The organism is Streptomyces ureilyticus (assembly GCF_011045025.1).
GTDB lineage: Bacteria > Actinomycetota > Actinomycetes > Streptomycetales > Streptomycetaceae > Streptomyces > Streptomyces ureilyticus.
Genome location: NZ_JAAKZX010000083.1, coordinates 12,749 through 39,124 on the forward strand (window position 1 = coordinate 12,749; position 26,376 = coordinate 39,124).

The following is a 26,376-nucleotide window of genomic DNA, read 5'->3' on the forward strand; positions in this document are numbered from 1 at the left end:
TGACACTTCGGTGGGCGCCGAAGTGTCCGTGCCCGATGCTGAGAGGCATGACCACGAGGGAACCGCAGGCGCCGGGGCTGGCACGGCTCGCCGGGCTGATCGCCGATGAGACCCGTGCCGCGTGTCTGCTCGCCCTGCTCGACGGGCGGGCGTGGACCGCGGGAGAGCTGGCGCGGCACGCCGGGGTCGCCGCCTCCACACTGAGCGAACACCTCGGCAAGCTCGTCGCGGGCGGACTGCTCGCCGAGGAACGGCAGGGGCGGCACCGTTACGTACGGCTGGCCGACGCGCGGGTCGCCCAGCTCGTGGAGGAACTCGCCGCGCACGTCGCGCCGGGCACCGAGCGGCCCCGCGGTCTGCGGGAGGCCGGCACCGGTTCCGCGATGGCGCGCGGGCGTACCTGTTACGACCACCTCGCCGGGCGTCTCGGCATCGCCATCACCGATGCCCTGACCGGGCTCCGGCTGCTGCGCCAGGACGCGGGGTTCGCGCTCACGGACGAGGGGCTGGGCTGGTTCGACGAGCAGGGCATTCCTCTCGTACGCACCGGTCGGCGGCCCCTCGCCCGGGCCTGCCTCGACTGGACCGAACGCCGCCCGCACCTCGCCGGCCTCGCGGGCGCCGCCCTGTGCCGGCATGCGCTGGACGCGGGCTGGTGCGTACGGATCGGCTCGGCGCGGGCTGTGAAGGTCACGGACAAGGGTGAGCGGGCCTTCGCGGAGCTGCTGGGAATCGAGCCCGCGACGCTCCGCTGATTTCCCCAGGTTCGCCCCGCGCCCCGGCGTCCTGTCCGAAATTCGCGAGCCTTTCCTCTCTTACCCACCTAGCCTCAGGAGCGTGATGAAGCCTCCCCTGTCCGCCCGTCGTATGGACCTGCTGGCCGCCGGTGCTGCCGCGGTGACCGTTGTCTTGTGGGCGTCCGCGTTCGTGTCGATCCGTAGTGCGGGTGCCGCGTATTCGCCGGGTGCGTTGGCGCTCGGGCGGCTGGCGGCCGGGGCGCTGGTGCTCGGGGTCATCTGTCTTGTACGCGGGGAGGGGTTGCCGCCGCGGGCCGCCTGGCCGGGGATCGTGGTGTCCGGGCTGCTCTGGTTCGGGCTGTACATGGTGGTGCTCAACTGGGGTGAGCAGAAGGTCGACGCGGGCACCGCCGCCCTGGTGGTGAACGTCGGTCCGCTGATCATGGCCCTGCTCGCGGGGTGGCTGCTCAAGGAGGGGCTGCCGCCCCGGCTGCTGGCGGGGATGGCGGTGTCGTTCGTGGGCGCTGCGGTGGTCGGTCTGTCGATGTCCGGCGAGGGCAGCGCGTCCGTACTCGGCGTGCTGCTCTGTCTGCTCGCGGCGGTGGCGTACGCGGGCGGGGTCGTCGCCCAGAAGCCGGCTCTGCGGCACGGTTCGGTGCTCCAGGTGACGACGTACGGCTGTGTGATCGGGGCGGTGGCCTGTCTGCCGTTCGCCGGTCAGCTGGTGTCCGAGGCCGGTGACGCCCCGCTGTCCGCGACGCTCAACATGCTGTATCTCGGCGTCTTCCCGACCGCACTCGCGTTCACGACCTGGGCCTTCGCGCTGGCCCGTACGACGGCCGGACGGATGGGCGCGACGACCTACGCTGTGCCCGCCCTCGTGGTGTTGATGTCGTGGCTGGCGCTCGACGAGGTGCCGGGCTGGATCACTCTCGTCGGTGGGCTGGTGTGTCTGGCGGGCGTCGCCGTGTCGCGGTCCCGGCCGCGGGCCGCTCGGGTCGTGGCCCCGGGAGCGGTTCCGGAGCCGCGACCCGAGCGGGCCCCGGACTCAGCCCTCTGAGCCCTCTGACTCGGCCGAGGCCGGGGCCGGGGCCGAACGCGCCCTGTCCGCAAGGACCTTGATGGACACGAGCGCGATCACGGAGAGCCCGATGATGTACGCGGACACCGACATCGACGTGTCCGTGGCCTCCAGCAGGAGCACCATCACGAAGGGTGCGAGTCCGCCGCCGAACACGGCCGCGATCTGGTAGCCGAGCGAGGCGCCCGTGTAGCGCATCTCGGGCGTGAACAGCTCGGCGAACAGGGCGGCTTGGGGCCCGTACATGATGCTGAGGAAGCAACTGGCGACGAAGGTGCCGACGGCCAGCCACAGCAGCGAGCCCGTGTCGATCAGCAGGAACATCGGTATGGCCCACAGGGCGATCCCGGCCGCGCCGAACCCGTAGATCCGGATGCGGCCCACGCGGTCGGAGAGCGCGGCCGAGGCGGGGATCAGGACGAGCTGGGTGAGGCTGACGCAGAGCGAGACGGTGAGGACTGCGCTGCGTTTCATGTCGAGTTCGCGGGTGGTGTAGTCGAGGACGCCGGTGATGAGGATGTAGAAGGTGGCGGTGTTCACGGCGAACGAGCCGCCCGCGAGCAGCACCGTGCCGAGGTGGTCGCGGAGGATCGTGCGCAGCGGGGAGCTCTTCTCGCCCTTCTCCTTCTCGGACAGGGCCCGTTCGGCCTGGCGGAACTCCGGGGTCTCCTCGACGCGGGTGTGGATGTACCAGGCGAGCCCGAGGACGAACAGCCCGATCAGGAACGGCACCCGCCAGCCCCAGGACGCGAACGCGCTCTCGCTGGTGAAGGCACCGGCGAGCAGGAAGACGGAGTTGGCGGTCACCACGCCGATGGGGACGCCGAGTTGGACGACGCTGCCGTAGACGCCGCGCTTGCCCTCGGGGGCGTACTCCGTGGCGAGGAGCATCGCGCCGCCCCACTGCGCGCCGACCGCGATGCCCTGCATGACGCGCAGGACGACGAGGAGGATGGGGGCGGCGATGCCGATCGTCGCGTACGTGGGGAGGAGGCCGATGCCCGTGGTGGCCACGCCCATCAGGGTGAGTGCCAGGACCAGCATGGGCTTGCGGCCTCGTTTGTCGCCGAGGTGGCCCGCGATGACTCCGCCGAGCGGACGGGCGAGGAAGCCCACGGCGAAGGTGGCGAACGCGGCGAGGACTCCTGCGGAGGGGCTGCCCGCGGGGAAGTACAGGTCTCCGAGGACGAGGGCCGCGGCGATCCCGAAGACGAAGTAGTCGTACCACTCGACGGCGGAGGCTAGGGCGGCGGCGGTCGCCACCTTGCGGCGGTGTCTGGTGTCTGGGCTGGTGGTCGCGCCGGGGAGCGCGGAAGGTGCGGTGTCCATTTCGTGCACACTCCGGTGGGTGCGGGGACGTTCGGGGGAACGTACTGACCGGACGGTATGTAGGTCAACGGTCGTGCGCGTATGGTTTTCGCGCAGCTCACGCACGGAGCTCAGGCAGGGGCCTTCTCGGAGTGCGGTACTACCGCCCTCTGAGTATCCGGCTGAGATGGGGCTGAGTATCCGGGCGGATGTGGCCGCGGCCACATCCGCCGATCCTTGTCCGCATGAGTGAGACACCTGTCAAGCAGCAGAACACCGCGGCCTTCTACGGCCAGGCGGTCGCTTCGTTCGCCGTCGCCATGGCCGCGACGGCCGTCGGCATCCTCCGCCTCGAAGCCGACGCATGGGTGCGCGGCTTCCTGGCGATCGCCGTCCTCTACCTCGTCACCTCGGCCTTCACGCTGGCCAAGGTGATCCGGGACCGGCAGGAGGCCGGGCAGATCGTCAGCCGGGTCGACCAGGCCCGCCTGGAGAAGCTGCTCGCGGAGCACGACCCCTTCGAGAAGCTGTGACCACCGCCGGTCGTCCGGTCCGTGCGCTGCGCGGGCAGCACGCAGGCTAAGCGCTCGCTCAGGCGGCGAGGTATGGTGGTTCGTCCTGCCAGTGGAGAGTCCTGTCAGCGCAGAACTGACAGCCGAGAAGGGGCGAACAGCGATGAGTACGGCGAAGGAGACGGCCGGCGGCGAGATGCCGCCCTGGGCCGAGGTCACCCCGGACGCGGCACGGCGGCTGCTCGTCGCCGCGGTGGAGGCCTTCGCCGAGCGCGGGTACCACGCGACGACGACCCGGGACATCGCGGGCCGCGCGGGCATGAGTCCGGCCGCGCTCTACATCCACTTCAAGACCAAGGAAGAGCTGCTCCACCGGATCAGCAGGATCGGCCACGAGAGGGCCCTCGATGTCCTGCGGACGGCTGCCCGGGGTGAGGGCAACGCGACCGAGCGGCTCGCGGACGCGGTGAGCTCCTTCGTGCGCTGGCACGCCGGGGCGCGCACCACCGCGCGGGTCGTGCAGTACGAACTGGACTCGCTCGGCCCGGCCGCCCGCGCCGAGATCATCGCGCTGCGCCGCCAGGTCGACGCCGAGGTGCGCGGGATCATCGAGGACGGCGTCGCGAGCGGCGAGTTCGATGTGCCCGACGTGCGCGGCACCACGCTCGCCGTGCTCTCGCTGTGCATCGACGTCGCCCGCTGGTTCAACGTGAACGGCACCCGGACGCCGGACGAGGTCGGCGCGCTGTACGCCGACCTCGTGCTGCGGATGGTGGGGGCGAGCAAGTAGCTCCCACTGCCGGGAGTCTCCGGCCGTCGGCAGCTTCGTACGCCCTGAGGTGTCCGGAGCGCACGCGCTGACGTGGCTAGAAGTAGTAGCGCGATACCGACTCCGCCACGCACACCGGCTTGTCGCCGCCCTCGCGTTCCACGGTCACCGCGGCCGTGAGCTGGACTCCGCCGCCGGCCTCCGTGACCTCCTTGAGCACCGCGGTGGCGCGCAGGCGCGAGCCCACCGGTACGGGGGCCGGGAAACGCACCTTGTTGGTGCCGTAGTTGACGCCCATCTTCATGCCCTCGACGCGCATGATCTGCGGGACGAGCGTGGGCAGCAGCGACAGCGTCAGATAGCCGTGCGCGATGGTCGTACCGAACGGCCCGCCGGCAGCCTTCTCCGGATCGACGTGGATCCACTGGTGGTCACCGGTCGCGTCCGCGAACAGGTCGATCCGCTTCTGGTCGATCTCCAGCCAGTCGCTGTACCCCAGCTGCTCGCCCACCGCCGCCTTCAGATCGTCGGCGGACGTGAAGATCTTCGGCTCTGCCATGTGTCCTGGCCTCCCGCGTTGCTCCGATATACATCCCTAAGCGACTGCTTAGCATCGTCGGGTACGGAGCCCATGTCAACGGACCGGAAGCGTGCGGACCGGGGCCCCGACGACTGGGTAGGCTTCGAGTGATGCCCAAGATTCCAGAGAAGATCCACGAACTCACGGTGGGACAGCTGTCGGCCCGCAGCGGCGCCGCCGTGTCCGCCCTTCACTTCTACGAGTCCAAGGGCCTCATCAGCAGCCGTCGCACCGCGGGCAACCAGCGCCGCTACTCTCGTGACACGCTGCGCCGCGTCGCCTTCGTACGGGCCGCGCAGCGCGTCGGCATCCCGCTGGCCACGATCCGCGACGCACTCGCCGAGCTCCCCGAGGGGCGCACGCCGACGCGGGAGGACTGGGCTCATCTCTCGGAGGCCTGGCGCTCCGAACTGGACGAGCGCATCAAGCAGTTGAGCCGGCTGCGCGACCATCTCACGGACTGCATCGGCTGCGGCTGCCTGTCCCTGGAGAACTGCGTGCTCTCCAACCCGGACGATGTCTTCGGCGAGAAGCAGAGCGGTTCGCGGCTCATGGTGGAGCGTCGCACCGCCGGGACCAAGCAGAAGCCCGTCGGGAAGCGACAGCGGGCCTGTGAGCCCGAGGGCAGCTGCTGAAGCAGCTTCCGGGCACCGCCCGTTCCGCCCCGCCGACCAGTGGGGCTCAGCGGCTCTCGCGTTGCGGTGGCGCCGAGGACGTACGCTTCGCCCGCTCCCCCGGTTCGTCCTCGTCTTCGTCTGCGTCCATGTCTTCGTCTGCGTCCATGTCTTCGTCTGCGTCCATGTCTTCGTCTGCGTCCTTGTCGGTGGTACGTCCCTGTCGCAGCCCCAGTCCCGACGCGATCACCAGCAGCGCTCCGAGCATCACGAACGGCGCCGCCACGCCCGCGACTCCCGCCACCAGACCCGCCGCGGCCGGTGCCGCGACCTGGCCGAGGCGGTTGCCGGTCAGGCGCAGAGCGAGGGCGGTGGAGCGGGCGTCGGACGGGGCGGCCTGGACGACCGTGGTCATGGAGAGGGGCTGGCCGACGCCCAGGCAGAAGCCGAGTGCCGCGAGGATCACGGCCAGCGCCCAGACCGGGACCGGCACCGCGATGCCCGCGCACAGGGCGGCTGCCAGCAGGCAGGTCGAGGTGAGCAAGGCGGCCCGGCCGAGCAGGCGCAGCATCGGTGTCATCACCAGGCGGCAGGCGATCGTCGCCGCCGCGCGCAGGCTCAGCAGCAGGCCGATGACGGACGGCGGGATGCCGCGGTGCTCGCCAACTACCGGCAGGTACGCGGTGAGGATGTCCGTGGCCGAGAGAACGGCGAGGCTGATGAAGATGCCCGCCGGTACGCCACGGGTGCGCAGGATGCGGTGGACGGGGACGCGTTCCCCTTGGGGCGTACGGAACTTGGCGGTCGTACGGTGCTCGATGCGCCACAGCGAGGTGAACGCGACGGCGGCTCCCGCGCCCGCGACGAGCAGCGCCAGCGCGCTGGTGCCCGCCATGTCGGGGCCACCGATCAGGGCGCCCGCAGCCATCGGTCCGACGAGCTGGCCGAGGGAGGCGCCGATGGTGAAGTGGCCGAAGTTGCGGTCCTGTTCGTGCGGGGCGGACTGGCGGGCCACGATCGACTGGGCGCCGATCACGAAGCAGAGGTGACCGAGGCCCATCACTCCGCTCCAGGCCGCCATCGCGAGCAGGGAGTTCGCGACACCGCTGAGGGCGCAGCCGCCGGCGATCAGTACGACGCCGATGGGCAGCAGGGGCGCGCACCGGCCCTGGTCGGTCCTGCGGCCCAGCGGTACGGCGACGAACAGCGGCAGCAGCGCGTACACGCCCGCGATCACGCCGACGGCGGCCTCGTCCGCGCCCAGCGCGAGGGCCCGGTAGGAGACGGCGGGCCGCGCCATCGACACCGCCCCCTGCGCGAAGCTGAAGGCGATGACGAGGCGTAGCAGCCAGCCGCGGTTCCCACCGGGCCTCACGGTGTCCTCCAAGAGTTGAGGGCCAGAAGGGGATCAGATGATTCCGAACAGGATCCCCGCACCGAGTACCACGAGGGAAGTCAGCGCAGCCCACTTGACCACGAACTTGGTGTGGTCGCCGAACTCCACCTTCGCCATCCCCACGAGGACGTATACGGCGGGCACCAGCGGGCTGGACATGTGCAGCGGCTGGCCGACGAGCGAGGCGCGGGCGATCTCCAGCGGTGACACCCCGTGCGCGGCGCCGGCTTCGGCGAGCACCGGCAGGACGCCGAAGTAGAAGCCGTCGTTCGACATGAAGTACGTGAGCGGCAGGCTCAGGAAGCCGGTGACGATCGCCATATGCGGGCCCATGCCCTCGGGGATGCCGTCGACGAGCCACTTCGCCATGGAGTCGACCATGCCGGTGCCCTGGAGGACGCCGGTGAAGACGGCGGCGGCGAAGACCATTCCGGAGACGTTGAGCACGTTCTCGGCGTGGGCGCCGAGGCGGGCCTTCTGGTCGGGCATGTGCGGGAAGTTGACGGTGAGCGCGAGCGCGGCGCCGAGGATGAACAGGACCGGGATCGGCAGCCACTCCATGATCATGGCGGTGAGCAGGGTCACCGTGAGCAGCGCGTTGAACCAGTACAGCTTGGGGCGCAGCGTCGGGCGGTTGGGGTCCAGGCCCTGGAGTCGTACGTCGTCCTCGTCGTCGCCCGCGGCCTCGGAGGCGTCCGTTCCGGAGCCCACGCCACCGGTGGTCTTGCCCGTACGGCCCTTCGCGTCACCGGAGCCGGCGGAACCGGCACCGGCACCGACCAGCACCGTCTCGGTCTCCGGCTGCTCCTCCTTCTCCCGGATGTCCTTCTCCGTCTCCAGGACCTCGTCCAGGCTCAGCACCCCGAGCCGCTTGCGCTCGCGGCGGCCGAGTACGTAGGAGAGGAAGATGACGAAGAGCAGGCCGACGGCGAGGGCCGGGATCATCGGGACGAAGATGTCGCCGGCGTCGAGCTTGAGCGCGGTGGCGGCGCGGGCGGTGGGGCCGCCCCAGGGCAGGGTGTTCATGACGCCGTTGGCGGTGGCGGCGACGCCGGTCATCACGACCAGGCTCATCTTGAGGCGCTTGTAGAGCGGGTACATCGCCGAAACCGTGATCATGAAGGTGGTCGAGCCGTCGCCGTCGAGCGAGACGATCGCGGCGAGCAGGGCCGTACCGACGACGATGCGCAGGGGGTCGGCCTTGCAGAACTTCAGGATGCCCCGCACGATCGGGTCGAAGAGCCCGACGTCGATCATGACGCCGAAGTACACGATGGCGAACATCAGCATCGCGGCGGTGGGCGCGAGTTGGCCCACTCCCTCGATGACGTAGTCGCCGAGATGGGCACCCTTTCCGACGAACACACAGAAGAGTGCCGGGATCAGTACGAGCGCCGCGATCGGCGACATCTTCTTCATCATGATCAGGACCAGGAAGGTCGCGATCATGGCGAAGCCGAGGATGGTCAGCATGAGTGGATACCTAACGTTCGCCCTTGAACAGCCACCAGGGCCGGCGGTTGGAGCGACGTTAGGGCGCTCGTGCAAGCGTTAACAAGATGTTGACGTGCGAGCAATAAGCGCAAAAAGCCTGGTCAGGGCGTTGTCCCTGTTGGCGCGACCTCGACGGGTATGCCATTGAGGACCGCATTGCCGGACAGCGGGTCGAGCAGCGAGCCGTCGAGAAGCTGGTTGACGTTGACTCCGGGCTCGGTGGCGGCGTGACGCATACGGGTGCCCGGCCGGTCGTGACCCCAGCCGTGCGGGAGGCTCACCACCCCGCGCCGGATGCCGTCGGTGACCTCGGCCGGAGCCGTCACCTCTCCCCCGGCGCCCTTGATCCGTACGGAGTCTCCGTCCGCGATCCCGAGGCGTGCGGCGTCGTCGGGGTGGAGGTGCAGGGTGCAGCGATTGGTGCCGCCGGTCAGGGCGGGGATGTTGTGCATCCAGCTGTTGTTGGAGCGCAGGTGGCGGCGGCCGACGAGGACGAGGCCGTCGGGGCGCCGGCGCAGAGCGTCCCTGAGGCGCGGCAGGTCGTCGGCGATCGGCTGCGGCAGAAGTTCCACGCGTCCGCTGCGGGTCTTGAGGGGCTGGGGCAGGCGCGGCTGGAGAGGGCCGAGGTCGATGCCGTGCGGCTGGTCCAGCAGCTTGTCCAGGTTCAGCCCTTCCGGTCGTACGCCGAAGCCGTCGCCGTACGGGCCGAGGCGCAGCATCATGTCGAGCCGTCGCTCGGGGCCGTTGTCGCCGGTGAGGGCGGCGGCGAGCTCGCGGGGGTCGCGGCCGTGCACCGGGGAGTGCGGTTCCTTGACGGCCTTGCCGAGGGTCTGGTCGATGACCATGGCGTCCACGGCGGAGGGCTCTGTGCCGTGCATGCCGGTCGCGGCGAGGACGAGCCGGGCGAGGATCTCGGTCTCGGCCATGCGGCCGGGTTCGAGGGGGACGGCGGCGCGGGTGTAGCGGACCTGGTTGCGTACGGCGAGCGTGTTGAAGGCGAAGTCGTGGTGCGGGCTCTGCGAGGGCGGGGGCGGCGGCAGCACGACGTGGGCGTGGCGCGAGGTCTCGTTCAGGTACGGGTCGACGCTGACCATGAAGTCGAGCGAGTCGAGGGCCTTGTCGAGACGGTCGCCGTCGGGCGCGGACAGGACGGGGTTCGCGGCGATGGCGATGAGGGCGCGGACGGGTTCGCCCTCGGTGGTGGCGGTGTCGATCTCCTCGGCGAGTGCCGCGATGGGCAGTTCGCCCTTGGCTTCCGGGTGGCGGCTGACCCTGCTGTGCCAGCGGCCGAGCGCGAATCCGCGGCCGGGTCCGGCGGGACGGGGCGTCTTGTCGGTGGCGGCCTGCGGGAAGAGGGCGCCGCCGGCCCGGTCGAGGTTGCCGGTGAGGATGTTCAGCACATCGACGAGCCAGCTGGCCAGGGTGCCGTGCGGGACCGTGCAGCTGCCGATGCGGCCGTAGACGGCGGCGGTGGGCGCGGCGGCCAGTTCGCGGGCGAGCGCCCGGATCGTACCGGCGTCCACGTCGCACGCCTCGGCGACGGCTTCCGGGGTGAAGTCCCGTACGGCATCGGAGAGTTCGCCGAGTCCCTGCACCAGCTCGGCGAGTTCACCGAGGTCGGTGAGCTTCTCCTCGAAGAGGACGTACGCCATGGCCGCGAGCAGCAGCGCATCGGTGCCGGGGCGGATGGCGACGTGCCGGTCGGCGAGTTTGGCGGTACGGGTGCGGCGCGGGTCGATCACCGTGAGGGTGCCACCGCGTGCCTTGAGGGCCCTGAGCTTGCCGGGGAAGTCGGGTGCGGTGCACAGGCTTCCGTTGGATTCCAGGGGGTTGGCGCCGATCAGGAGGAGGTGGTCGGTGCGGTCGAGGTCGGGTACGGGGATCGCGTGGGCGTCGCCGTAGAGCAGCCCGCTGGAGACGTGCTTGGGCATCTGGTCGACCGTGGAGGCCGTGAAGAGGCTGCGCGTGCCGAGGGCGCCGAGCAGTACGGGCGGATAGAGGGCACCGGCCATGGTGTGGACGTTCGGGTTGCCGAGGACGACGCCGAGGGCGTGCGGTCCGTACGTCTCGACGACCGGCCGCAGTCCTGCCGCCACCGCGTCGAACGCCTCCTCCCAGGTGGCCTCGCGCAGCTCACCGTCCTTGCGCACCAGTGGAGTGCGCAGCCGGTCGGGGTCCGCGTCCACGGCGCCGAAGGAGGCTCCCTTCGGGCAGATGAACCCCTGGCTGAACACATCGGCGCGGTCACCGCGGGCGCCGGTCACCCGGGTGCCCTCGATGGTGAGCGTCAGCCCGCAGGTGGCTTCGCACAGGGGGCAGATGCGCAGGGCGGTGCGGGAGTCGGTGGTGGTGGACACGGGTCCTCCGGGTGGGGTGGCGACGTCGGCACGCTGACTGCCGTCGAGCATACCGAGCGGTATGCCCGGTGGGGAGGCCTTCCGCGGGTCGCGCTCAGTCGAGCACTCGCGCGAGGTACGACCGCAGCAGTTCCCGCGTCTCCTCGATGATCCGCTCGTCGCCCGACGGACTGAGGCGGAAGGCGAGTTGGACGAGGGTGTCGGCGGCCTCGACGGCGACCAGGAAGGTACGGCGGAGGTCGTCGTCGGGTTCGCGGCCGAGATAGGCGGAGAGCATGTCGGTCAGGCGGTCGGAGACGCGGGTGTTGGGTTCGGCGTCGCGGGTGCCTACGGGGATCTGGTTGCCGAAGTCGACGAGGGCGAAGCCGGGCGCGGTGCGCTTCATGGCGAGGTACTCGTCGAGCACGGCGTCCATCGCCGTCCGCCAGCCGCCCTCCTCCTCCGCCGCTTCGAGGCGGTGCGTGACACGTTCGGCATAGCGGTCGAGGTTGCGCTGGGCCAGCGCGTCGGCCATGGCGCGCTTGTTGCCGAAGAAGCGGTACACGGAGCCGATGGGGACGCCGGCGCGCACGGCGACGGCTCGGGTGCTCAGGGCGTCGTAGCCGACCTCGTCGAGGAGATCGGCGCAGGCGTCGAGGATCCTGGTCAGTCGTTCCGCGCTCCGGCGCTGGACGGGCGCACGGCGCAGCGAGGTCGCTTGAGGCACGGGCAACATCATGCCTTTCCGGCTTGGTCCGGGGAACCTCGCCCCCCTGTACGCCGGCCCGGGTCCCGCCCGCTCACCTGCGGTGTCGGCGTGGGAGAAGTCGCGGCAGGAGAAGTCGTGGGTGCCGACGGCTCGGGATCGGAGACGGTGATGTCCGCGGTCCTCTCCACAGGTTCGCCGTCGACGGCCCACACGGTGTCGTCGTCGGCATGGAGGCGCACGGTGATCTTGTGCGTGCCGCGGGCGACGGAGCTGCCGGGCAGGTGGTGGGTGGGGTCGCGGAGCTCGGCGACGGGGCGGCCGTCCACTCGCAGGAGGGCGTAGCCGCGCCCTTGAACGGCCGCCTTCTTCCCGCCGGACGGTGAGAAGCGGAAGTCGTCGACGGTCAGGCGGACATTCCAGCCGTCGCGGGCGTCGGGCAGCACCTCTATCCCGACGTCGGGTGCGCGCTTCTTGTCGACCTCACGGTAATTCCGCCCCTCTTCGTCCGTGTCTTCCAGCACCTTGCCCACCGGCGACGGCTCGGCCCCGTTGTCCTCGCCCGCGCGGCCGCCCGAATCGCAGCCCGTGATTCCGGCGAACAGGGCACCGAGGAGGGCACAGACGGCGAACGCGGCGAGGAATCCGCGCGTCCACGACATGTTGGGGACACTAAGCCACCGGTCTGACAGGCGGATCCCCCTGAAGTCTGGTTCTCGGGTACTACAGCGGTCTTGGCGCGATCGCGCCGGTCGCCTCCCGGCCACGTCGCGCGTAGGTCTTCCCCATGTCTTGCGAACGGAAATCCTGAATCCTACGGTGTTGCATAGGAATCAGGAGCGAGGGCGCAAGGGAGCGACCATGAACGGGGATGCGCGGAAGACCGCCGAGGCATTGACGTACCTCTCGGGTTTCGGCAATGAGCACAGTTCGGAGGCGGTGCCGGGTGCGCTGCCGATCGGCCGCAACTCGCCGCAGCGCGCACCGCTCGGGCTGTACGCGGAGCAGCTGAGCGGTTCGGCGTTCACGGAGCCGAGGGAGCGGAACCGCCGCTCGTGGCTGTACCGGATCCGCCCGTCCGCCGCCCACCCGGCCTTCGCCCGCACCGACAACGGCACCCTCCGCACGGCGCCCTTCACCCAGACGGCGCCCGACCCGAACCGGCTGCGCTGGAACCCCCTGCCGGAGCCCGAGCCGGGCACGGATTTCGTACGGGGCCTGTGGACCCTCGGCGGCAACGGCGACGCCGCGCAGCGCACCGGTATGGCCGTGCACCTGTACCACGCCAACTCCTCGATGAAGCGGGTGTTCAGCGACGCCGACGGCGAGCTGCTGATCGTGCCGGAGCGCGGCGGGCTGCTGCTGCGCACCGAGTTCGGGCTGCTGCACGCGGAGCCCGGGCATGTGGCGCTGATTCCTCGCGGGGTGCGCTTCCGGGTGGAGCTCCTCGACGACGCTGTACGCGGCTACGTGTGCGAGAACTACGGAGCGCCCTTCCAGCTCCCCGAACTCGGCCCGATCGGCGCCAACGGCCTTGCCGCCGCGCGGGACTTCCGGGCGCCGGTCGCCGCGTACGAGGACGTCGAGGGCCCGGTGGAGGTGGTGAACAAGTTCTGCGGGAACCTGTGGACCGCGACGTACGACCACTCTCCGCTGGATGTCGTCGCCTGGCACGGCAGCCATCTGCCGTACGTCTACGACCTGCGCCGCTTCAATGTGCTCGGCTCCATCAGCTACGACCACCCGGACCCGTCGATCTTCACGGTGCTGACCTCGCCGACGGACACCCCGGGTCTCGCGGGCGTCGACTTCGTCGTCTTCGCGCCGCGCTGGCTGGTCGGCGAGGACACGTTCCGGCCGCCGTACTTCCATCGGAACGTGATGAGCGAGTACATGGGGCTCATCGAGGGCGCGTACGACGCGAAGGCGGAAGGCTTTGTTCCGGGCGGGGGTTCGCTGCACAACATGATGTCGGCGCACGGGCCCGACCGGGAGACCTTCGACCGGGCGAGCGCGGCGGAGCTGCGTCCGCAGAAGGTCGACGACGGGCTTGCCTTCATGTTCGAGACGCGCTGGCCGATGACCCTCACGGCACAGGCGGCACGGGCGGAACACCTGCAACGGGCGTACGACGACGTATGGCAGGGCCTCGAACGTCACTTCGGCCCGTTGCACTGAACGCCACTTGACCGGTACGGATACCTTCGTGACCTCATTCGCCCCGGACTCGATCGTCCTGAACCGCAAACTGCCGCTCTGGTATCAGGTGTCGCAGTCCCTGCGCGCCTCGATACTCGGCCGGTCGCCGGAGGACCCACTGCGCCTGCCCACCGAGGAACAACTGGCGGGGCACTACGGCGTGAGCGTGCTGACCATGCGGCAGGCGCTCAAGGAGCTGGAGGACGAGGGACTGATCACCCGGCATCGCCGGCGCGGCACATTCATCGAGCCGAGCGCACAACGGGGGGCGCCTGTACGTCTGTTGGGCTCGGTGGATGCGATCGTGGCGCAGCAGTCCGGCATGACGACGGAGCTGCTCGACCACGGTGTGGCGCCGGTGTCGGCCGAACTCGCCGAGTACTTTCCGGAGTTGGCCTCGGTGGCGATGTATCACCGGCTGCGCAGCGACGAGAAGACCGGTGAGCCGACGAATCACGCGCGGAACTATGTGCGGCCGGAACTGGCTGAGCGTATCGACCTGGACGATCTCGTTCGCTGGCCGATGACGAAGGTGCTGCGGGATGTCGTCGGCATACGGATAAGCCGCATCACCGACACGGTGGAGGCTCGGCTGGCCGATCCCGAGACAGCTCGGCTGCTTGAGGTGCCGTTGCTCAGCCCGATCCTGCGGTATACGGGCGTTGCCTGCGGTGACGACGGTCGGGTGCTGGATGTGGCGGTCATCCATTACCGGGGGGATCGGTTTTCGTTCACGGTCACCCTTGAGGCGTAGGCGCTCCGCTGGTTGTGCGGTCGGGTTCGTAACTGCGCGACAGCCACAACGAACCCGCAGTCGCCCATGCACCCCCCGGGTAGGCGCCCCCGACAAGCAACGGAGTGTCGTCGTACCATGCCCAGCGTGACGCACGACGCCCCGCTGCTCGCGGACCTCATGCCGTGGTCCGTCGCACCGCCACGGCTGGGCCGGGGGTGGCCGACGGCCCCCGACGCGGCATCCCTGAAAGCGCGCTGGGACGCGTTCGTGAAGGCCGAAGGGCCCGACCGGGAGGCCCTGTTCGGCGTCACACGCGCGCGGAACCTGCACTCAGCGGTGGCGCAACTGCCGGGCCAGTCCAGCGGAACGGGGCGGCTGGCCCGTGCGTCAGGCCCCTGCGTGGAGCCCGTACGCGTGCTGCTCGGACCGTTCGACGAGCAGTGGCTGATCCCGGATCACCGGTTGATCGACGCGGCCCGCCCGGAGTTGTGGCGGGTGGCGGACGAGCGCCAGGCGTTCGCCGTCGAGCAGGCGCCCGCGCCGGACGGGCCCGCGCTGCTCGTCGCGTCCGTGCTGCCCGTTCTCCCGCCGCAGCCGCGGCAGACGAAGAACGTCCCGGCTGCCCGCCCCGGCCGCATCCGTCCCCTGTACCGCCGCCCCGGCGGCCTCGAGCCGAACCTCGCGCCCGGCCTCGTGGACCACCTGGCCACACGCCTGGGCCACTCCCCCGCCCCGCTCGACGTCCTCGCCTGGACGGTGGCGGTGGCGCGCCCGGGCCCGGACGGCTGCACCGTCCCGCTCACCGCGGCCCCCGAACTCTGGGCGTACGGCACCGAGTTGGGCCACCGCATGCTCTGGCTGATGCGCCGCGACGGCGACCGCCCCAAACTCCCCGGCGGACGCCGCCCGTACGTCCGCGCCCCGCTCCCCGCGCGCCCCCTCGAGCTCCACTACGACCCCGACGAGGAGACCCTCCATCTCGACGAGGGCCGCATCTCCCCCGTACCGCCCGCCGCCTGGGACTTCGAGGTGGGCGGAGTACGAGTCCTGGAGCAGTGGTTCACCACCCGGACCACTCCCCCGGAACCCGGCACGCTGGAGGCGATCCGCCCCACCACGTGGCCCCAGACCTGGACGTCCGAACTGCTCGAGCTGATCACGGTGTTGGCGCTGCTCGCGGAACTGGGGCCTCAGCAGGCCGAGTTGGCCGTCGACAAGCCCATCACCGCGGCCGAGCTGCGCAAGGCGGAGGTACTCCCGGTACCGGACACGGCACGCAAGCCCGCCTCGGTGCTCGACCACCACGAGGAAGGCCCGGAAGGCCAGTTCGCGCTGCTCTGACCGCAGAAGGCCCCTCCTAGGGGGCGAACCCGTCCAGCACCCGCCCCAACGCCCGCTCGAACACCGCCTCCATGTCGATGGGCCCGGCATCCTCCGCGAACGCCGCGGCCAGCCGCGGATACGCGCCGGTCGCCACCTGCCCGCCGAGGTAGCGGCCGCGCACCGCGTTCTCCTGGTCCTCCGACCACGGCAGCGAGCGCGCCCGCTCGGCGGTGGCGAGCTCGTTCGCGACGTACGTCGTCACCACGCCGTTGATCATCGCGATCAGCTCGAACTTCGTGCCGTACGGCCCCTCGAAGGTGTCCAGGCAGGCCAGGCAGTGCTCGAGATAGCGCAGGGCGTTCGGGCTGAATCCGTACACCGGGGACATCAGCGCGGGCAGCCAGGTGTGGCGGAGCATGAGCGCGCGGGCCTGCCGGGCGACCCGGAGCATGTCGGCGCGCCAGTCGCCCAACGGCTCCCACAGCTCTTGCTCGGCGGCGACGGCGTCGACCATCAGCTCGTACAGGTCCTCCTTGCGCGGCACGTAGTTGTAGAGCGACATCGTGCCGCAGCCCAGTTCGGCCGCGACATGTCGCATCGAGACGGCGTCCAGCCCCCGCTCGTCCGCGATCCGCACCGCGGCGGCCGCGATGTCGGCGCGGCTGTACGCGGGCCGCGGGCCGCGTCCCGTGCGCTCGGGTCGGGCCCAGATCACCTCGGGTTCGGACCCGCGTGCTGCCATCTGTCGATCACCTCGTGACCATCCTAGTTACGTACAGCGTACGTAGTGCGCTATGGTCGAGCCATGACTTCTACGTACGCTGTACTTAGTGAAGGCCTCGAGAAGCGCTTCGGGGAGGTCCACGCACTACGCGGGCTGGACCTCGCGGTCGCCGGGGGCACGGTCTGCGGGATGCTCGGGCCGAACGGCGCGGGCAAGACCACGGCCGTGCGGGTCCTGACCACGCTGCTGCGGCCCGACGCGGGGTCCGCGCGGATCGCGGGGCACGACCTCGTACGGGAGCCGGACGCGGTCCGCCGCGCCATCGGCGTGACGGGCCAGTACGCCTCGGTCGACGGCGACCTCACGGGGCGGGAGAACCTGCGGCTCTTCGCGAAGCTGCGCCGCGCCCCGAAGGCGCACGCCCGCGCCGACGAACTCCTCGACCGCTTCGAGATCGCCGAAGCCGCGGACCGGCCCACGTCCACGTACTCCGGCGGTATGCGGCGCCGCCTCGACCTGGCCGCGAGCCTCATCACACGGCCTGAGGTGCTGTTTCTGGATGAGCCGACGACCGGTCTCGACCCGGCCAGTCGCAACCAGATCTGGCAGGCGGTACGTGACCTCGCCGCGGACGGTACGACGGTGCTGCTGACCACGCAGTATCTGGAGGAGGCCGATCAACTGGCCGACGACATCGTGCTGGTGGACGAGGGCAGGGTCGCCCACACCGGCTCGCCCGCCGCGCTCAAGGCGCTCATCGGCTCGTACGCGGAAGTCGTCGTCGCGCATGCGGACGCGATGGCCTCGGCGGCGGTCGTACTCGATCAACTCACCGGCGCCGCACCGCACTTCGATCGTGAGCGGCACACCGTCGGCGCCGTCACCACCGATCCGACGCTCACACTCCCCCGCCTGGTACGCGAACTCGACGCCGCGGGCGTGCCGTTGCTCGACGCGAGCCTGCGCCCGCCGAGCCTCGACGACGTGTTCCTGCGCCTGACCGACCGCCCGACCGACCGTAAGGACTTGGTGGCATGAGTGCCCTCGCCTACGACACAACGGCCATGCTCGGCCGGCAGCTTCAGCGGGTCCGGCACAATCCCGGGCTGCTGATCCTCACTCAGACGATGCCGATCACGATGCTGCTGTTCTTCGGCTATGTCTTCGGCAGCGCGCTCGCCATGCCGGGCGCCGAGTACCGCTCGTTCCTCGTGCCGGGGCTGCTGGTGGCGACCGCGGCGAACGGGATCATGACGGGGATGTTCGACGCGGCCCGGGACTCGCACCGGGGCGTGATGGACCGCTTCCGTGCGCTGCCGATGAGCCGGGCCGCGGTACCTCTGGGTCAGGCCGCGTCCGATCTGGTGCTGACCGCCGCGGGGATGGTCCCGCTCTTGCTGGTCGGGCTCGCGGTGGGCTGGCGCGTTGAGGGGTCGGTGCTGGAGGCCGTGGCGGCCGTCGCCCTGCTGCTGCTGTTCCGCTTCGCCATGACCTGGATCGGGATCCTGCTCGGGCTCTTGTCCCAGAGCGAGGAGGCGGCGGGGCAGTTGGGTGGGGCGACCTTCATCCTGCCGCTGCTGTCCAATGCGTACATCCCGACGGACAACCTGCCGGGCTGGCTGCGCACGATGGCCGAGTGGAACCCCATCAGCGCGGTGACGACGGCGGTGCGGGACCTGTTCGGCAATGCGCCGGTGCCGGAGGGTGCCGCCTGGCCCGTGGCGCATCCGGTGGCGGGATCGCTGGCCTGGTGTGCGGTACTGATCGCCGTGTTCCTGCCGCTCGGCGTCCGCCGGTACGCGACCGGCGGACGCTGAGCGTCAACTCCTGTGAATGCGTGAAACCTTCGCACCGCGGGTGGGAAGCGGGTGCGAAGGTGTCCGGGTTCGGTTGCCGGTCAGTGACCGGGGGCGCTGGTCAGCGGCCGCCGAACAGGGAACGGCGCAGCCGGCGCAGGGGGGCGAAGAGCGAGACCCGCCGCACTCGTGCGCGCCTGCTGTTGCGCTCCTGCGTGTGGTCGCGTGCGGTGAGCTCACGCATCAGCGAGGTCGCCTCGGTCGTCTCTCCCTGCGGGATGGCGGGGCCACCCAGCACCGAAAGATGACGGTCGAGGCGCGAGCTGGTCGCGCTGCTCCCGCAGGTGATCGCAGGGACTCGCGCCCTGCCACGCACTGTTATCTGTTCCATGTCACTCCCCACCCATACGAGGGCACCCGGCCCGGGCAGGTTAACCCTATCGCTCCCTCATGACACTCGTGTATCCCGGGCGCAGGATTCACCTTCCCCATAAGGCCGTTGACGATTACTCTGACGATTACTCTCCGAATCCGACTGATTTCAGGGCGAGTTGGACAACTGGTGCAGATGTGGGCTGTGGAGAGCCGCCCTGAGGCTCGACGGTGACAGCGAGTGAGGTCGCGTCGGGATTCAAATCCGTGGCGAGCAGGGGCGTGTCGCCCTCGAACAGGCCCAGGGAGCGCGGTTGGACCTCTGGTCGCATGAGCCACAGTTGGTGAACCCTTCCGTTCGTCGGGTTGCCGAGGCCCGCTGGGGTGACCACGGCGGCGCGCTCCGAGGCGGACGCGACGACATTGATGCTCTGTCCACCTGAGACGCGTCCCGCACTCGCGGCGGCATCAGGAGCCGCGAGAATGTTGGCGATCTCACGTGCCTGGGTCCGCTGCTGGTCGAGCTCGTCCTGGGTGCGGGACGCCTGGACGCCGAACAGCGCGGCCACGACGAGCGCCGCGGCGGCCGTGGTGGCGGCGAGCGGGGACAGCAGGCCGTGCAGCCGCGACGGACGCGGCCGTACGGCACGCATCCCGGGCAGCGGCTGCTGTGCGGCCCGCGGATGCGGCTGCGGACCCTGGGCGGTCTGCCCCGGGGCAGCCTCCTGGGGTGTCGTCCGTACGGCCATGAGCACCCGGTCGCGCATCGCGACCGGAGGCGGGGCGGCCGTGTTCCACGCGAGGCGGACCGCGTCCTCGCGCAGGAGGCGCACCTCGGCGGCGCAGCTGTCGCAGCGCTTCAAGTGCTTCTCGAAACGCTGGTACTCGCGGGGATCCAGGGCGTCGAGGGCGTACGGGGCGGCCAGCGAATGCAGTTCGCTGCGCCTGAAGAGGACGGTCATACGGCACCTCCCAGGCATTCGCGCAACCGAGTGAGTCCGTCGCGCATGCGCGTCTTGACCGTGCCGAGCGGTAATGAGAGGCGCTCGGCCACTTCACGGTACGTGTAGCCGTCGTAGTAGGCGAGAGTGACGGACTGGCGTTGCAGTGTGGTGAGCCGGTCCAGGCAGCGGCGTACCCATTCGCGTTCGAGGCCGGCCTCGACCTCCTCGGCGACCTGGTCGAAGGCGGGCCCGTTGGCGCGCTGTGCCTCGCGCATCTCACGTTCGCCGGCCGCGCGGGCGCTGCGCACCCGGTCGACCGCGCGGCGGTGCGCGAGGGTGAGGACCCAGGACAGCGCACTGCCTCGGCCGGGGTCGTAGCGGGCGGCGGAGCGCCAGAGTTCGAGGAGCACCTCCTGGGCGACCTCCTCCGACTGGGCCGGGTCCCGCACCACGCGGCGCACCAGACCGAAGACCGGTCCGGACACCAGTCCGTACAGATCCTCGAAAGCCTTCTGGTCGCCTTTGGCCACGAGCACCAGAAGTTCGTCCGCCTGCACCCGTAACCCCCTCTCCCGGCCGCGTGTCGGCCTGTGCCGACAGTCAAGCATTCGGCGCGGTCGCCCGTTCGGATGGGTCCGCAGATCAACTCGTCGAAAAACTCGAGTGAAACTCAAACCAATCCGCCCGCCCGACGGCGCCGAATGGCGTGTGTCAGGCAAGAAAACACGCGGCAAGAGCGCAAGGCCGACCGGACAGGGCCCGTCCGTCGTCCCTCGCCATCACCGCCGGAACGCAGCTTGTAAGAGGACGGACGGCATGACACCTAACACCCGCAGGATCGTGGGACGCAGGGGCCTCGCGACCCTCGTCTGTGGTGCGCTGGCTACCGGATCGCTAGCAGCCGCAGGCGTGACCGCGCTCGCGCCTCAGGAGGCGAGCGCCTCCAGCCACCGGGAGGCCCCGCTGATCTCGGGGACACCGCAGTTCGACAACACGGACCTGTACGCGTTCGTGAGCCCGGACGCCCCGGACACGACGACGATCGTGGCCAACGTGATCCCCTTCGAGGAGCCGGCGGGCGGACCGAACTTCTACACGTTCGCCGAGGACGCCCAGTACGACATCCACATCGACAAGGACGGGGACGCGCAGGGCGATCTGCTGTTCCGGTACACGTTCGACACGCACGTCAAGAACGACAAGAGCTTCCTGTACAACACGGGGCCGGTCGAGAGCCTGGACGACCCCGACCTCAACATCACGCAGACCTACGACCTCCAGCTGCTGCAGCTGAAGGACCAGAAGGCCGTGAAGCGGACGTACGTCGCGGACGACGTGCCGGTCGCACCGTCGAACGTCGGCAAGGCGTCGATGCCGGACTACGCCAAGCTGCGGGATCAGGCGGTCAAGGAGCTCGGGTCGTACGAGGCCAAGACGTTCGCGGGTCAGGCGGACGATCCGTTCTTCGCGGACCTGCGGGTCTTCGACCTGCTGTACGGCGGGAACCTGTCGGAGGTCGGCAACGACACCCTCAAGGAATACAACGTCAACTCCATCGCCCTGCAGCTGCCGAACGACTTCATCCAGGAGTCGGCGAAGCAGCCGGTCGTCGGGATCTGGGCGACGACGAACCGCAAGGGCGCGGACGGGAAATTCAGGCAGGTCTCGCGGCTCGGTAGCCCGCTGGTGAACGAGGTCGTCAACCCGATCAAGGACAAGGACACGTTCAACGCGTCCGCGCCGTGGGACGACGCCCAGTTCCTGAAGAACGTGACGGAACCGGAGCTGCCGAAGCTCATCGAGGCGATCTACAAGATTCCCGCGCCGGACGAGCCCAGGAACGACCTCGTGGACGTCTTCCTGAAGGGCGTACCCGACCTCAACCAGCCGCCGCACGTACGGCCTTCGGAGATGCTGCGGCTCAACACCTCGATCGAGCCGGCGGCCAAGCCGAAGCGGCTCGGTGTGCTGGACGGCGACAACGCGGGCTTCCCGAACGGGCGCCGGCTCACCGATGACGTGATCGACGCCTCGCTTCAGGTCGTCGAGGGTGAACTGCTCGGCGAGAAGAACGACTTGAGCGACGCGGTCAACAAGAACGACAAGGAATTCGAGAAGTCCTTCCCGTTCGTCGCTCTGCCGACGGAGGGTTCGCGCGGTCCGCTGGCCAAGGGCACGGACGGCACGAAGGGTGACGTACGCAACCAGCTCGGCGACGCGCTGACGCCGGCGGGCACGAGCGGCAGCAACATCGGCGGCATGGACGACACCACGCTGATCGCCGTGTCGGCGGTGTCGGGCGCGGCCGGCTTCCTGCTGATCGGCACGGGTCTGATGTGGTGGCGCAGCCGGCGGCGGATTCGCGGCTACTACTAACCCACAAACTGGCGCGGCCCGTAATCACCCGTCCCCCACGGCGCGGGCCGCGCCTTCACTTCGCACCACCGCACCTTCGGAAGATCGAGGAGAGGGCATGTCCCCGCGCGAGAACGAGGACGGCGCCGCCGAGGCCGAGCAGCAGACGGCTCATACGGACGCCGCCGCGCCCACCGAGGGCGAGGACACGCCCCAAGCCACGGAGCCCAGGCCGGACTCCGCCCCGGGCCGCCCCGAGGCGGCGCCGGAATCGCGGCGGGCTCGGATGGTGCGGCTGGCCGCTTGTGCTGTTGCCCTCGCCGTGGCGATGACCGCGGGGGCCGTGGTGATGGGGTCCCGGGATGACGGTGGCGTGAGGGCTGTGGCCTCCGTTCCCGGGACCGCGCCCGAGCTGCTGGCCGGGGGCAATCTCAACGAGAGCATCTCCGCGCTTCAGGGGCATCTGAAGGCGCAGCCCAAGGACTTCAGCGGGTGGGCCACGCTCGGTGTCGCGTACGTCGAGCAGGCGCGCACCAACGGCGACCCGTCGCGTTATCCGCAGGCACAGCGTGCGCTGGACCGGTCGCTGAAGCTGAAACCCGACAACGACCCGGCGCTCGCCGGCCGGGCGGCGCTGGCCGCCGCGCGGCACGACTTCCCCGGGGCGCTGCGGTACGCGGAGGACGCGCTGGAGGAGAACCCGTACAACGAGCGGGCGTTGTCCTCGCGGATCGACGCCCTGGTCGAACTCGGCCGCTACGACGAGGCGTTGAAGGCCTCCGACGAGGCCGACGCCCGTCGCCCCGGCATCCCCGTCTTCACGCGGTACGCCTACGTACGCGAGCTGCGCGGCGACGTACCCACCGCGCGGCGCGTCCTGGAGCAGGCGCTCAGCAGCGCCACCGCCCCCGGAGACGTGGCGTACGTGGCGACCTCGCTCGGGCAGCTCGCCTGGCGCGAGGGCGAGTACGCGACCGCGCTGACGCACTACGCGCGGGCGCTGCGAGCAGACCGCACCTACCTCCCGGCCCTGGAAGGCCGCGCCCGCGCCCAGGCCGCGAACGGCGACCAGGCGGCGGCGATCCGCGGCATGGAGGAGGTCGTGGCCGGCTTTCCGCTGCCCGGCCCGCTGGTCGCGCTCGGCGAGTTGTACGAGGCCCGCGACGCCGAAGGCGACAAGGCGAAGGCCCGCGACCAGTACGCCCTGGTCGACGCGTGGACCGCGCTGGCCCGCGCGAACGGCGTCAACGCCGACCTCGACACGGCCCTCGCGGCGGCCGACCACGGCGACCGCAAGTCCGCGCTGCGCGCCGCACGGGCTGAGTGGGACCGCCGCGAGACCGTGCACACCGCGGACGCCCTCGCCTGGGCCCTGCACGTCAACGGCCGCGACGAGGAAGCCCTCCGCTACGCCCGCCGCGCCACGGCCACCGGCTACCGCGACGCGACCTTCCTCTACCACCGCGGCATGATCGAACACGCCAACGGCAACGAGAAGGAGGCCCGCGACAACCTGTCGGCGGCACTCGAACTCAACCCGGGCTTCTCCCCGGTGGGCGCCAAAGCGGCCCGTACGGCCCTGAAGGAACTGGGCGGTGCCAAGTGAGCACAGCTTCCGCAGGCCTGAAGAGCCGGAACTCCCCGACCCGTCGCCGGTTCGCCGCCTGCGTGGCCGTTCTCATGGGCACGCTCGCTCTGCTGCTCGTCCCCGCGGGGACCGCTGCCGCGCACCCGCTCGGGAACTTCACCGTCAACCGGTACGACGGACTCGTCATCGGTCCCGAGAAGCTGCGGATCGATCACGTGGAGGACCTCGCGGAGATCCCGGCGACCCAGGCCAAGCCCCGGATCAAGGAGGCGGGCAAGGCGAGTTGGGCCCGGGAGCGGTGCGCGACGGCGGCCGGCAAGAGCCGGGTGACCGTGGACGGGCGTGAGGTCGCGCTGAACGCCGGCGAGAGCCGCGTACAGGTACGGCCCGGGCAGGCCGGGCTCGATACGCTCCGGGTGGAGTGCCGCTGGACGGCGCCGCTGCCGGAGGGCGAGTTCTCGCTCGGCTTTCGCGCCTCCGTTGACAACGGACCCGGCTGGCGCGAGGTCACCGCGCGCGGCGACCGGATGACCCTCGCCTCCTCGGACGTCCCCACGAAGTCCGTGTCCCGCGAACTGACCAGCTATCCCGAGGAGTTGCTGCAGTCCCCGGAGGACACGGCGACCGCGTCGTTGACGGTCCGCCCCGGCGGGCCCGCCCTCGCCGAGGAGAACGCCGACGCCCCCGCCTCCTCCATACTTCCGCGCGGCGCCGACCGGTTCACCCGCGCCCTGGACGATCTGGTGGCCCGCCACGACCTGAGTACGGGCTTCGCGGCGCTGGCCCTGGTCATCGCGGTGGGCCTGGGTGCCATGCACGCGCTCGCGCCCGGTCACGGCAAGACGCTGATGGCCGCGACGGCGGCAGCCCGCGGCGGCCGGGCCGGCCTGCGCGACGTCCTGCCCCTGGCCGCCTCGGTGACGGTCACCCACACCCTGGGCGTGGTCGCGCTCGGCCTGCTGGTCACGGCCGGCTCGGCGGCGGCACCCTCGGTGGTGACGTGGCTGGGCATCGCGAGCGGCGTCCTGGTGATGGCGGCGGGCCTGACGCTCGTACGCAAGGCCTGGCGCGCCCGGGCCCACCGGCACGAGCACCCGCCCGCACCCGACCATGAGCACAGCCATGGGCACGAAGACGGCCACAGCCACGCTCACGGGCATGCGCACGGCCACACCCACGACCACGATCACCAACCTGGGCACACGCACGAGCACGGCGACGCCCACGAACACGCTGAGCGTCACGAGCGCCCTCTCATACTCGCCCACGCCCATGCGGCGGACGGCGAGGCCCGCAGCTCCGCTCCCGGCCAAGCCTCAGCGCTCCTGGAAGCCCCCGCCCGCACTGAACCCCACCCGACCGGCCACCACCACGAGCACACCGACCAGCACGATCACTCGCACGCGCACGGCCACACCCACGGGCACAAGCACAGCCACGGCCATAAGCGCACCCACGCCGGAGCCGCCCACACGCACACCCACGGCGGCTTCACCCACACCCACGAGATCGCGCCCACCGTGCGCGGCACGATCCTGCTCGGCTTCGCGGGCGGGCTGGTGCCCAGCCCCTCCGCCGTCGTCGTCCTGGTGGGCGCCGCCGCGCTCGGCAAGGCCTGGTTCGGTTTCCTGCTCGTCCTCGCGTACGGCGTCGGGCTCGCCCTGACGCTGACGGCAGCCGGAGTCGCCGTGGTCAAGCTGGGCAGCGGGGTCAGCCGCCTGCTGGAGAACGGCCCCCGCTGGACCGGCGGTCCGGTCGCCACCCTGGTGCGCAGGAACATCGCCCTCGGCTCCGCGTTCGTCGTCGTGGCCCTTGGGGCTGGATTGGTGCTCCAGGGGGCGGCAACCGCGCTCGGTTGAGCTACTTTTGTTCAGAATGGTGCGGTTGCGAATGGGGGACGTCCGTGTCGGAAGAGGCACGCAGTGAACGGGTGATCGCGGGGCGTTACCGTCTGCTGTCCCCGCTCGGCGAGGGCGGCATGGGGACCGTCTGGCGCGCCCGCGACGAGGTGCTGCACCGCGAGGTCGCCGTCAAGGAGGTACGCGCCCCGGCCGGGCTGCCCACTCCCGAGGTGGAGCGGATGTACGCGCGCCTGGAGCGCGAGGCCTGGGCCGCGGCCCGGGTGGCGCACCGGAACGTGGTGACGGTGTACGACGTGGCCATGGAGGAGGGCCGCCCCTGGATCGTGATGGAGCTGGTCCGCGGCATCTCTCTTTACGATCTCCTGGACGCCGAAGGCCCGTTGGCGCCGCAGCGCACCGCGCACATCGGCGCCGAGGTGCTGGCCGCGCTGCGTGCCGCGCACGAGGCCGGAGTGCTGCACCGCGACGTGAAGCCCGGCAACGTACTGATGTCGAACGACGACCGGATCATCCTCACCGACTTCGGCATCGCGATGGTCGAGGGCAGCTCCGCGCTCACGATGACGGGCGAGGTGATCGGCTCGCCGGAGTTCCTGGCTCCGGAGCGGGCGCTGGGGCGCACGCCGGGTCCCGAGTCCGACCTGTGGTCGCTGGGCGTGATGCTGTACGCGGCGGTCGAGGGCAACTCGCCGTTCCGCCAGGACACCCCGCTCAGCACCCTGCGCGCGGTCGTCGACGAGGAGCTGCCGCCGCCGCGCCGTGCGGGCCCGCTGACCCCGGTCATCGAGGGCCTGTTGCGCAAGGATCCGGCCGAACGGCTCTCGGGCGAGGCCGCCGAGGAGGACCTGCGCCTGATCGCGGCGGGCGGCACGCCTCGTACGACAGCGGCCGCCTACGCGCCGACCGTCGCGGCCCTCCCCCAGCCGACCCGGCCCGCACCACAC

25 protein-coding genes are annotated in these 26,376 nt (G+C 70.7%); 14 read left to right on the forward strand and 11 right to left on the reverse strand.

Annotated elements, in window-relative coordinates; genetic code table 11:
• The first annotated feature begins 35 nt into the window (after window positions 1–35).
• Both G6048_RS24440 and G6048_RS24445 read left to right on the forward strand, forming a co-directional pair.
• Complete coding sequence (locus tag G6048_RS24440) at window positions 36–755, forward strand: ArsR/SmtB family transcription factor (RefSeq protein WP_408056161.1); 720 nt, start codon at window positions 36–38, stop codon at window positions 753–755.
• An 85-nt stretch (window positions 756–840) separates the two neighbouring features.
• Window positions 841–1,797, forward strand: coding sequence for a DMT family transporter (locus G6048_RS24445; protein WP_165341755.1), 957 nt, complete (start codon window positions 841–843; stop codon window positions 1,795–1,797).
• Here G6048_RS24445 and G6048_RS24450 read toward each other — a convergent pair.
• Window positions 1,786–3,147: an MFS transporter gene (locus tag G6048_RS24450; RefSeq protein WP_165341734.1), complete on the reverse strand. Its 1,362-nt coding sequence runs from the start codon at window positions 3,145–3,147 to the stop codon at window positions 1,786–1,788. The two genes, G6048_RS24445 and G6048_RS24450, sit on opposite strands and share 12 nt — an antisense overlap.
• A gap of 224 nt (window positions 3,148–3,371) precedes the next feature.
• Between G6048_RS24450 and G6048_RS24455 the strand changes: the two genes are divergently transcribed.
• Both G6048_RS24455 and G6048_RS24460 read left to right on the forward strand, forming a co-directional pair.
• Window positions 3,372–3,659: a YiaA/YiaB family inner membrane protein gene (locus G6048_RS24455; protein WP_165341735.1), complete on the forward strand. Its 288-nt coding sequence runs from the start codon at window positions 3,372–3,374 to the stop codon at window positions 3,657–3,659.
• A 142-nt stretch (window positions 3,660–3,801) separates the two neighbouring features.
• Complete coding sequence (locus tag G6048_RS24460) at window positions 3,802–4,428, forward strand: TetR/AcrR family transcriptional regulator (protein WP_165341736.1); 627 nt, start codon at window positions 3,802–3,804, stop codon at window positions 4,426–4,428.
• Window positions 4,429–4,504: 76 nt separating this feature from the next.
• Here G6048_RS24460 and G6048_RS24465 read toward each other — a convergent pair whose 3' ends face one another.
• Window positions 4,505–4,966 carry a MaoC family dehydratase gene (locus G6048_RS24465; protein WP_165341737.1) on the reverse strand — a complete coding sequence of 154 codons (462 nt, stop codon included), beginning with the start codon at window positions 4,964–4,966 and terminating at the stop codon, window positions 4,505–4,507.
• A gap of 131 nt (window positions 4,967–5,097) precedes the next feature.
• Here G6048_RS24465 and soxR point away from each other — a divergent pair, with 131 nt between their 5' ends.
• Window positions 5,098–5,622 (forward strand): redox-sensitive transcriptional activator SoxR, encoded by a 525-nt coding sequence (soxR, locus tag G6048_RS24470; RefSeq protein ID WP_165341738.1) that lies wholly within the window; start codon window positions 5,098–5,100, stop codon window positions 5,620–5,622.
• Between the two features lie 46 nt (window positions 5,623–5,668).
• Here the strand turns inward: soxR and G6048_RS24475 are convergent, their stop codons facing one another.
• The 5 genes from G6048_RS24475 to G6048_RS24495 form a co-directional block, all read right to left on the reverse strand.
• On the reverse strand, window positions 5,669–6,976 hold the full coding sequence (locus G6048_RS24475; RefSeq protein ID WP_165341739.1) for an MFS transporter: 1,308 nt from the start codon (window positions 6,974–6,976) through the stop codon (window positions 5,669–5,671).
• A gap of 33 nt (window positions 6,977–7,009) precedes the next feature.
• Entirely contained in the window at window positions 7,010–8,470 is a 1,461-nt protein-coding gene (locus tag G6048_RS24480; RefSeq protein WP_165341740.1) for a CitMHS family transporter, read from the reverse strand.
• A gap of 122 nt (window positions 8,471–8,592) precedes the next feature.
• Window positions 8,593–10,848 (reverse strand): molybdopterin oxidoreductase family protein, encoded by a 2,256-nt coding sequence (locus tag G6048_RS24485; RefSeq protein WP_328826851.1) that lies wholly within the window; start codon window positions 10,846–10,848, stop codon window positions 8,593–8,595.
• Between the two features lie 94 nt (window positions 10,849–10,942).
• Complete coding sequence (locus G6048_RS24490; protein WP_165341756.1) at window positions 10,943–11,563, reverse strand: TetR/AcrR family transcriptional regulator; 621 nt, start codon at window positions 11,561–11,563, stop codon at window positions 10,943–10,945.
• Window positions 11,563–12,195 (reverse strand): nuclear transport factor 2 family protein, encoded by a 633-nt coding sequence (locus G6048_RS24495; protein WP_165341742.1) that lies wholly within the window; start codon window positions 12,193–12,195, stop codon window positions 11,563–11,565. The genes G6048_RS24490 and G6048_RS24495 overlap by 1 nt, the downstream gene beginning before the upstream one ends.
• A gap of 199 nt (window positions 12,196–12,394) precedes the next feature.
• Here G6048_RS24495 and hmgA point away from each other — a divergent pair, with 199 nt between their 5' ends.
• From hmgA to G6048_RS24510, 3 genes are all read left to right on the forward strand, one after another.
• Entirely contained in the window at window positions 12,395–13,711 is a 1,317-nt protein-coding gene (hmgA, locus tag G6048_RS24500; protein WP_165341743.1) for a homogentisate 1,2-dioxygenase, read from the forward strand.
• 28 nt (window positions 13,712–13,739) lie between these two features.
• A complete protein-coding gene (locus G6048_RS24505) occupies window positions 13,740–14,486 on the forward strand; it encodes a GntR family transcriptional regulator (RefSeq protein WP_165341744.1) in 747 nt (248 codons plus the stop codon).
• A gap of 117 nt (window positions 14,487–14,603) precedes the next feature.
• The gene (locus G6048_RS24510) at window positions 14,604–15,809 is read left to right on the forward strand and encodes a type ISP restriction/modification enzyme (RefSeq protein ID WP_165341745.1); all 1,206 of its coding nucleotides are present in this window, start codon (window positions 14,604–14,606) and stop codon (window positions 15,807–15,809) included.
• A gap of 16 nt (window positions 15,810–15,825) precedes the next feature.
• Here the strand turns inward: G6048_RS24510 and G6048_RS24515 are convergent, their stop codons facing one another.
• Window positions 15,826–16,533 carry a TetR/AcrR family transcriptional regulator gene (locus G6048_RS24515; protein ID WP_165341746.1) on the reverse strand — a complete coding sequence of 236 codons (708 nt, stop codon included), beginning with the start codon at window positions 16,531–16,533 and terminating at the stop codon, window positions 15,826–15,828.
• A gap of 63 nt (window positions 16,534–16,596) precedes the next feature.
• Here G6048_RS24515 and G6048_RS24520 point away from each other — a divergent pair, with 63 nt between their 5' ends.
• Window positions 16,597–17,553 carry an ATP-binding cassette domain-containing protein gene (locus G6048_RS24520; RefSeq protein ID WP_165341747.1) on the forward strand — a complete coding sequence of 319 codons (957 nt, stop codon included), beginning with the start codon at window positions 16,597–16,599 and terminating at the stop codon, window positions 17,551–17,553.
• Window positions 17,550–18,332 carry an ABC transporter permease gene (locus G6048_RS24525; RefSeq protein WP_165341748.1) on the forward strand — a complete coding sequence of 261 codons (783 nt, stop codon included), beginning with the start codon at window positions 17,550–17,552 and terminating at the stop codon, window positions 18,330–18,332. The genes G6048_RS24520 and G6048_RS24525 overlap by 4 nt, the downstream gene beginning before the upstream one ends.
• 100 nt (window positions 18,333–18,432) lie before the next feature.
• Here G6048_RS24525 and G6048_RS24530 read toward each other — a convergent pair whose 3' ends face one another.
• From G6048_RS24530 to G6048_RS24540, 3 genes are all read right to left on the reverse strand, one after another.
• A complete protein-coding gene (locus G6048_RS24530; RefSeq protein WP_033324109.1) occupies window positions 18,433–18,702 on the reverse strand; it encodes a hypothetical protein in 270 nt (89 codons plus the stop codon).
• Between the two features lie 127 nt (window positions 18,703–18,829).
• Window positions 18,830–19,645: an anti-sigma factor gene (locus G6048_RS24535; protein ID WP_165341749.1), complete on the reverse strand. Its 816-nt coding sequence runs from the start codon at window positions 19,643–19,645 to the stop codon at window positions 18,830–18,832.
• Window positions 19,642–20,184 carry a sigma-70 family RNA polymerase sigma factor gene (locus G6048_RS24540; RefSeq protein WP_165341750.1) on the reverse strand — a complete coding sequence of 181 codons (543 nt, stop codon included), beginning with the start codon at window positions 20,182–20,184 and terminating at the stop codon, window positions 19,642–19,644. The genes G6048_RS24535 and G6048_RS24540 overlap by 4 nt, the downstream gene beginning before the upstream one ends.
• Before the next feature lie 259 nt (window positions 20,185–20,443).
• On the opposite strand from G6048_RS24540, the gene G6048_RS24545 reads away from it, so the two are divergent.
• The 4 genes from G6048_RS24545 to G6048_RS24560 form a co-directional block, all read left to right on the forward strand.
• Window positions 20,444–22,003, forward strand: a complete 1,560-nt coding sequence (locus tag G6048_RS24545) for a DUF4331 domain-containing protein (RefSeq protein ID WP_165341751.1) — start codon at window positions 20,444–20,446, stop codon at window positions 22,001–22,003.
• A gap of 97 nt (window positions 22,004–22,100) precedes the next feature.
• Entirely contained in the window at window positions 22,101–23,588 is a 1,488-nt protein-coding gene (locus G6048_RS24550; protein ID WP_165341752.1) for a tetratricopeptide repeat protein, read from the forward strand.
• Between the two features lie 74 nt (window positions 23,589–23,662).
• On the forward strand, window positions 23,663–25,429 hold the full coding sequence (locus tag G6048_RS24555) for a HoxN/HupN/NixA family nickel/cobalt transporter (protein ID WP_165341757.1): 1,767 nt from the start codon (window positions 23,663–23,665) through the stop codon (window positions 25,427–25,429).
• Between the two features lie 44 nt (window positions 25,430–25,473).
• The coding region (locus G6048_RS24560) for a serine/threonine-protein kinase (protein ID WP_165341753.1) at window positions 25,474–26,376 on the forward strand (903 nt) is incomplete at its 3' end.

Excerpts from the sequence above, each read along its gene's own strand:
- G6048_RS24480 (WP_165341740.1), bottom strand. The coding sequence starts at position 8,470 with ATGCTGACCATCCTCGGCTTCGCCATGATCGCGACCTTCCTGGTCCTG.
- G6048_RS24445 (WP_165341755.1), top strand. The coding sequence starts at position 841 with ATGAAGCCTCCCCTGTCCGCCCGTCGTATGGACCTGCTGGCCGCCGGT.
- G6048_RS24520 (WP_165341747.1), top strand. The coding sequence starts at position 16,597 with ATGACTTCTACGTACGCTGTACTTAGTGAAGGCCTCGAGAAGCGCTTC.
- G6048_RS24490 (WP_165341756.1), bottom strand. The coding sequence starts at position 11,563 with ATGTTGCCCGTGCCTCAAGCGACCTCGCTGCGCCGTGCGCCCGTCCAG.
- G6048_RS24465 (WP_165341737.1), bottom strand. The coding sequence starts at position 4,966 with ATGGCAGAGCCGAAGATCTTCACGTCCGCCGACGATCTGAAGGCGGCG.
- G6048_RS24550 (WP_165341752.1), top strand. The coding sequence starts at position 22,101 with ATGTCCCCGCGCGAGAACGAGGACGGCGCCGCCGAGGCCGAGCAGCAG.
- G6048_RS24510 (WP_165341745.1), top strand. The coding sequence starts at position 14,604 with ATGCCCAGCGTGACGCACGACGCCCCGCTGCTCGCGGACCTCATGCCG.
- G6048_RS24495 (WP_165341742.1), bottom strand. The coding sequence starts at position 12,195 with ATGTCGTGGACGCGCGGATTCCTCGCCGCGTTCGCCGTCTGTGCCCTC.
- G6048_RS24515 (WP_165341746.1), bottom strand. The coding sequence starts at position 16,533 with ATGGCAGCACGCGGGTCCGAACCCGAGGTGATCTGGGCCCGACCCGAG.
- G6048_RS24450 (WP_165341734.1), bottom strand. The coding sequence starts at position 3,147 with ATGGACACCGCACCTTCCGCGCTCCCCGGCGCGACCACCAGCCCAGAC.
- hmgA (WP_165341743.1), top strand. The coding sequence starts at position 12,395 with ATGAACGGGGATGCGCGGAAGACCGCCGAGGCATTGACGTACCTCTCG.
- soxR (WP_165341738.1), top strand. The coding sequence starts at position 5,098 with ATGCCCAAGATTCCAGAGAAGATCCACGAACTCACGGTGGGACAGCTG.
- G6048_RS24530 (WP_033324109.1), bottom strand. The coding sequence starts at position 18,702 with ATGGAACAGATAACAGTGCGTGGCAGGGCGCGAGTCCCTGCGATCACC.
- G6048_RS24460 (WP_165341736.1), top strand. The coding sequence starts at position 3,802 with ATGAGTACGGCGAAGGAGACGGCCGGCGGCGAGATGCCGCCCTGGGCC.
- G6048_RS24525 (WP_165341748.1), top strand. The coding sequence starts at position 17,550 with ATGAGTGCCCTCGCCTACGACACAACGGCCATGCTCGGCCGGCAGCTT.
- G6048_RS24555 (WP_165341757.1), top strand. The coding sequence starts at position 23,663 with ATGGGCACGCTCGCTCTGCTGCTCGTCCCCGCGGGGACCGCTGCCGCG.
- G6048_RS24535 (WP_165341749.1), bottom strand. The coding sequence starts at position 19,645 with ATGACCGTCCTCTTCAGGCGCAGCGAACTGCATTCGCTGGCCGCCCCG.
- G6048_RS24545 (WP_165341751.1), top strand. The coding sequence starts at position 20,444 with ATGACACCTAACACCCGCAGGATCGTGGGACGCAGGGGCCTCGCGACC.
- G6048_RS24440 (WP_408056161.1), top strand. The coding sequence starts at position 36 with ATGCTGAGAGGCATGACCACGAGGGAACCGCAGGCGCCGGGGCTGGCA.
- G6048_RS24455 (WP_165341735.1), top strand. The coding sequence starts at position 3,372 with ATGAGTGAGACACCTGTCAAGCAGCAGAACACCGCGGCCTTCTACGGC.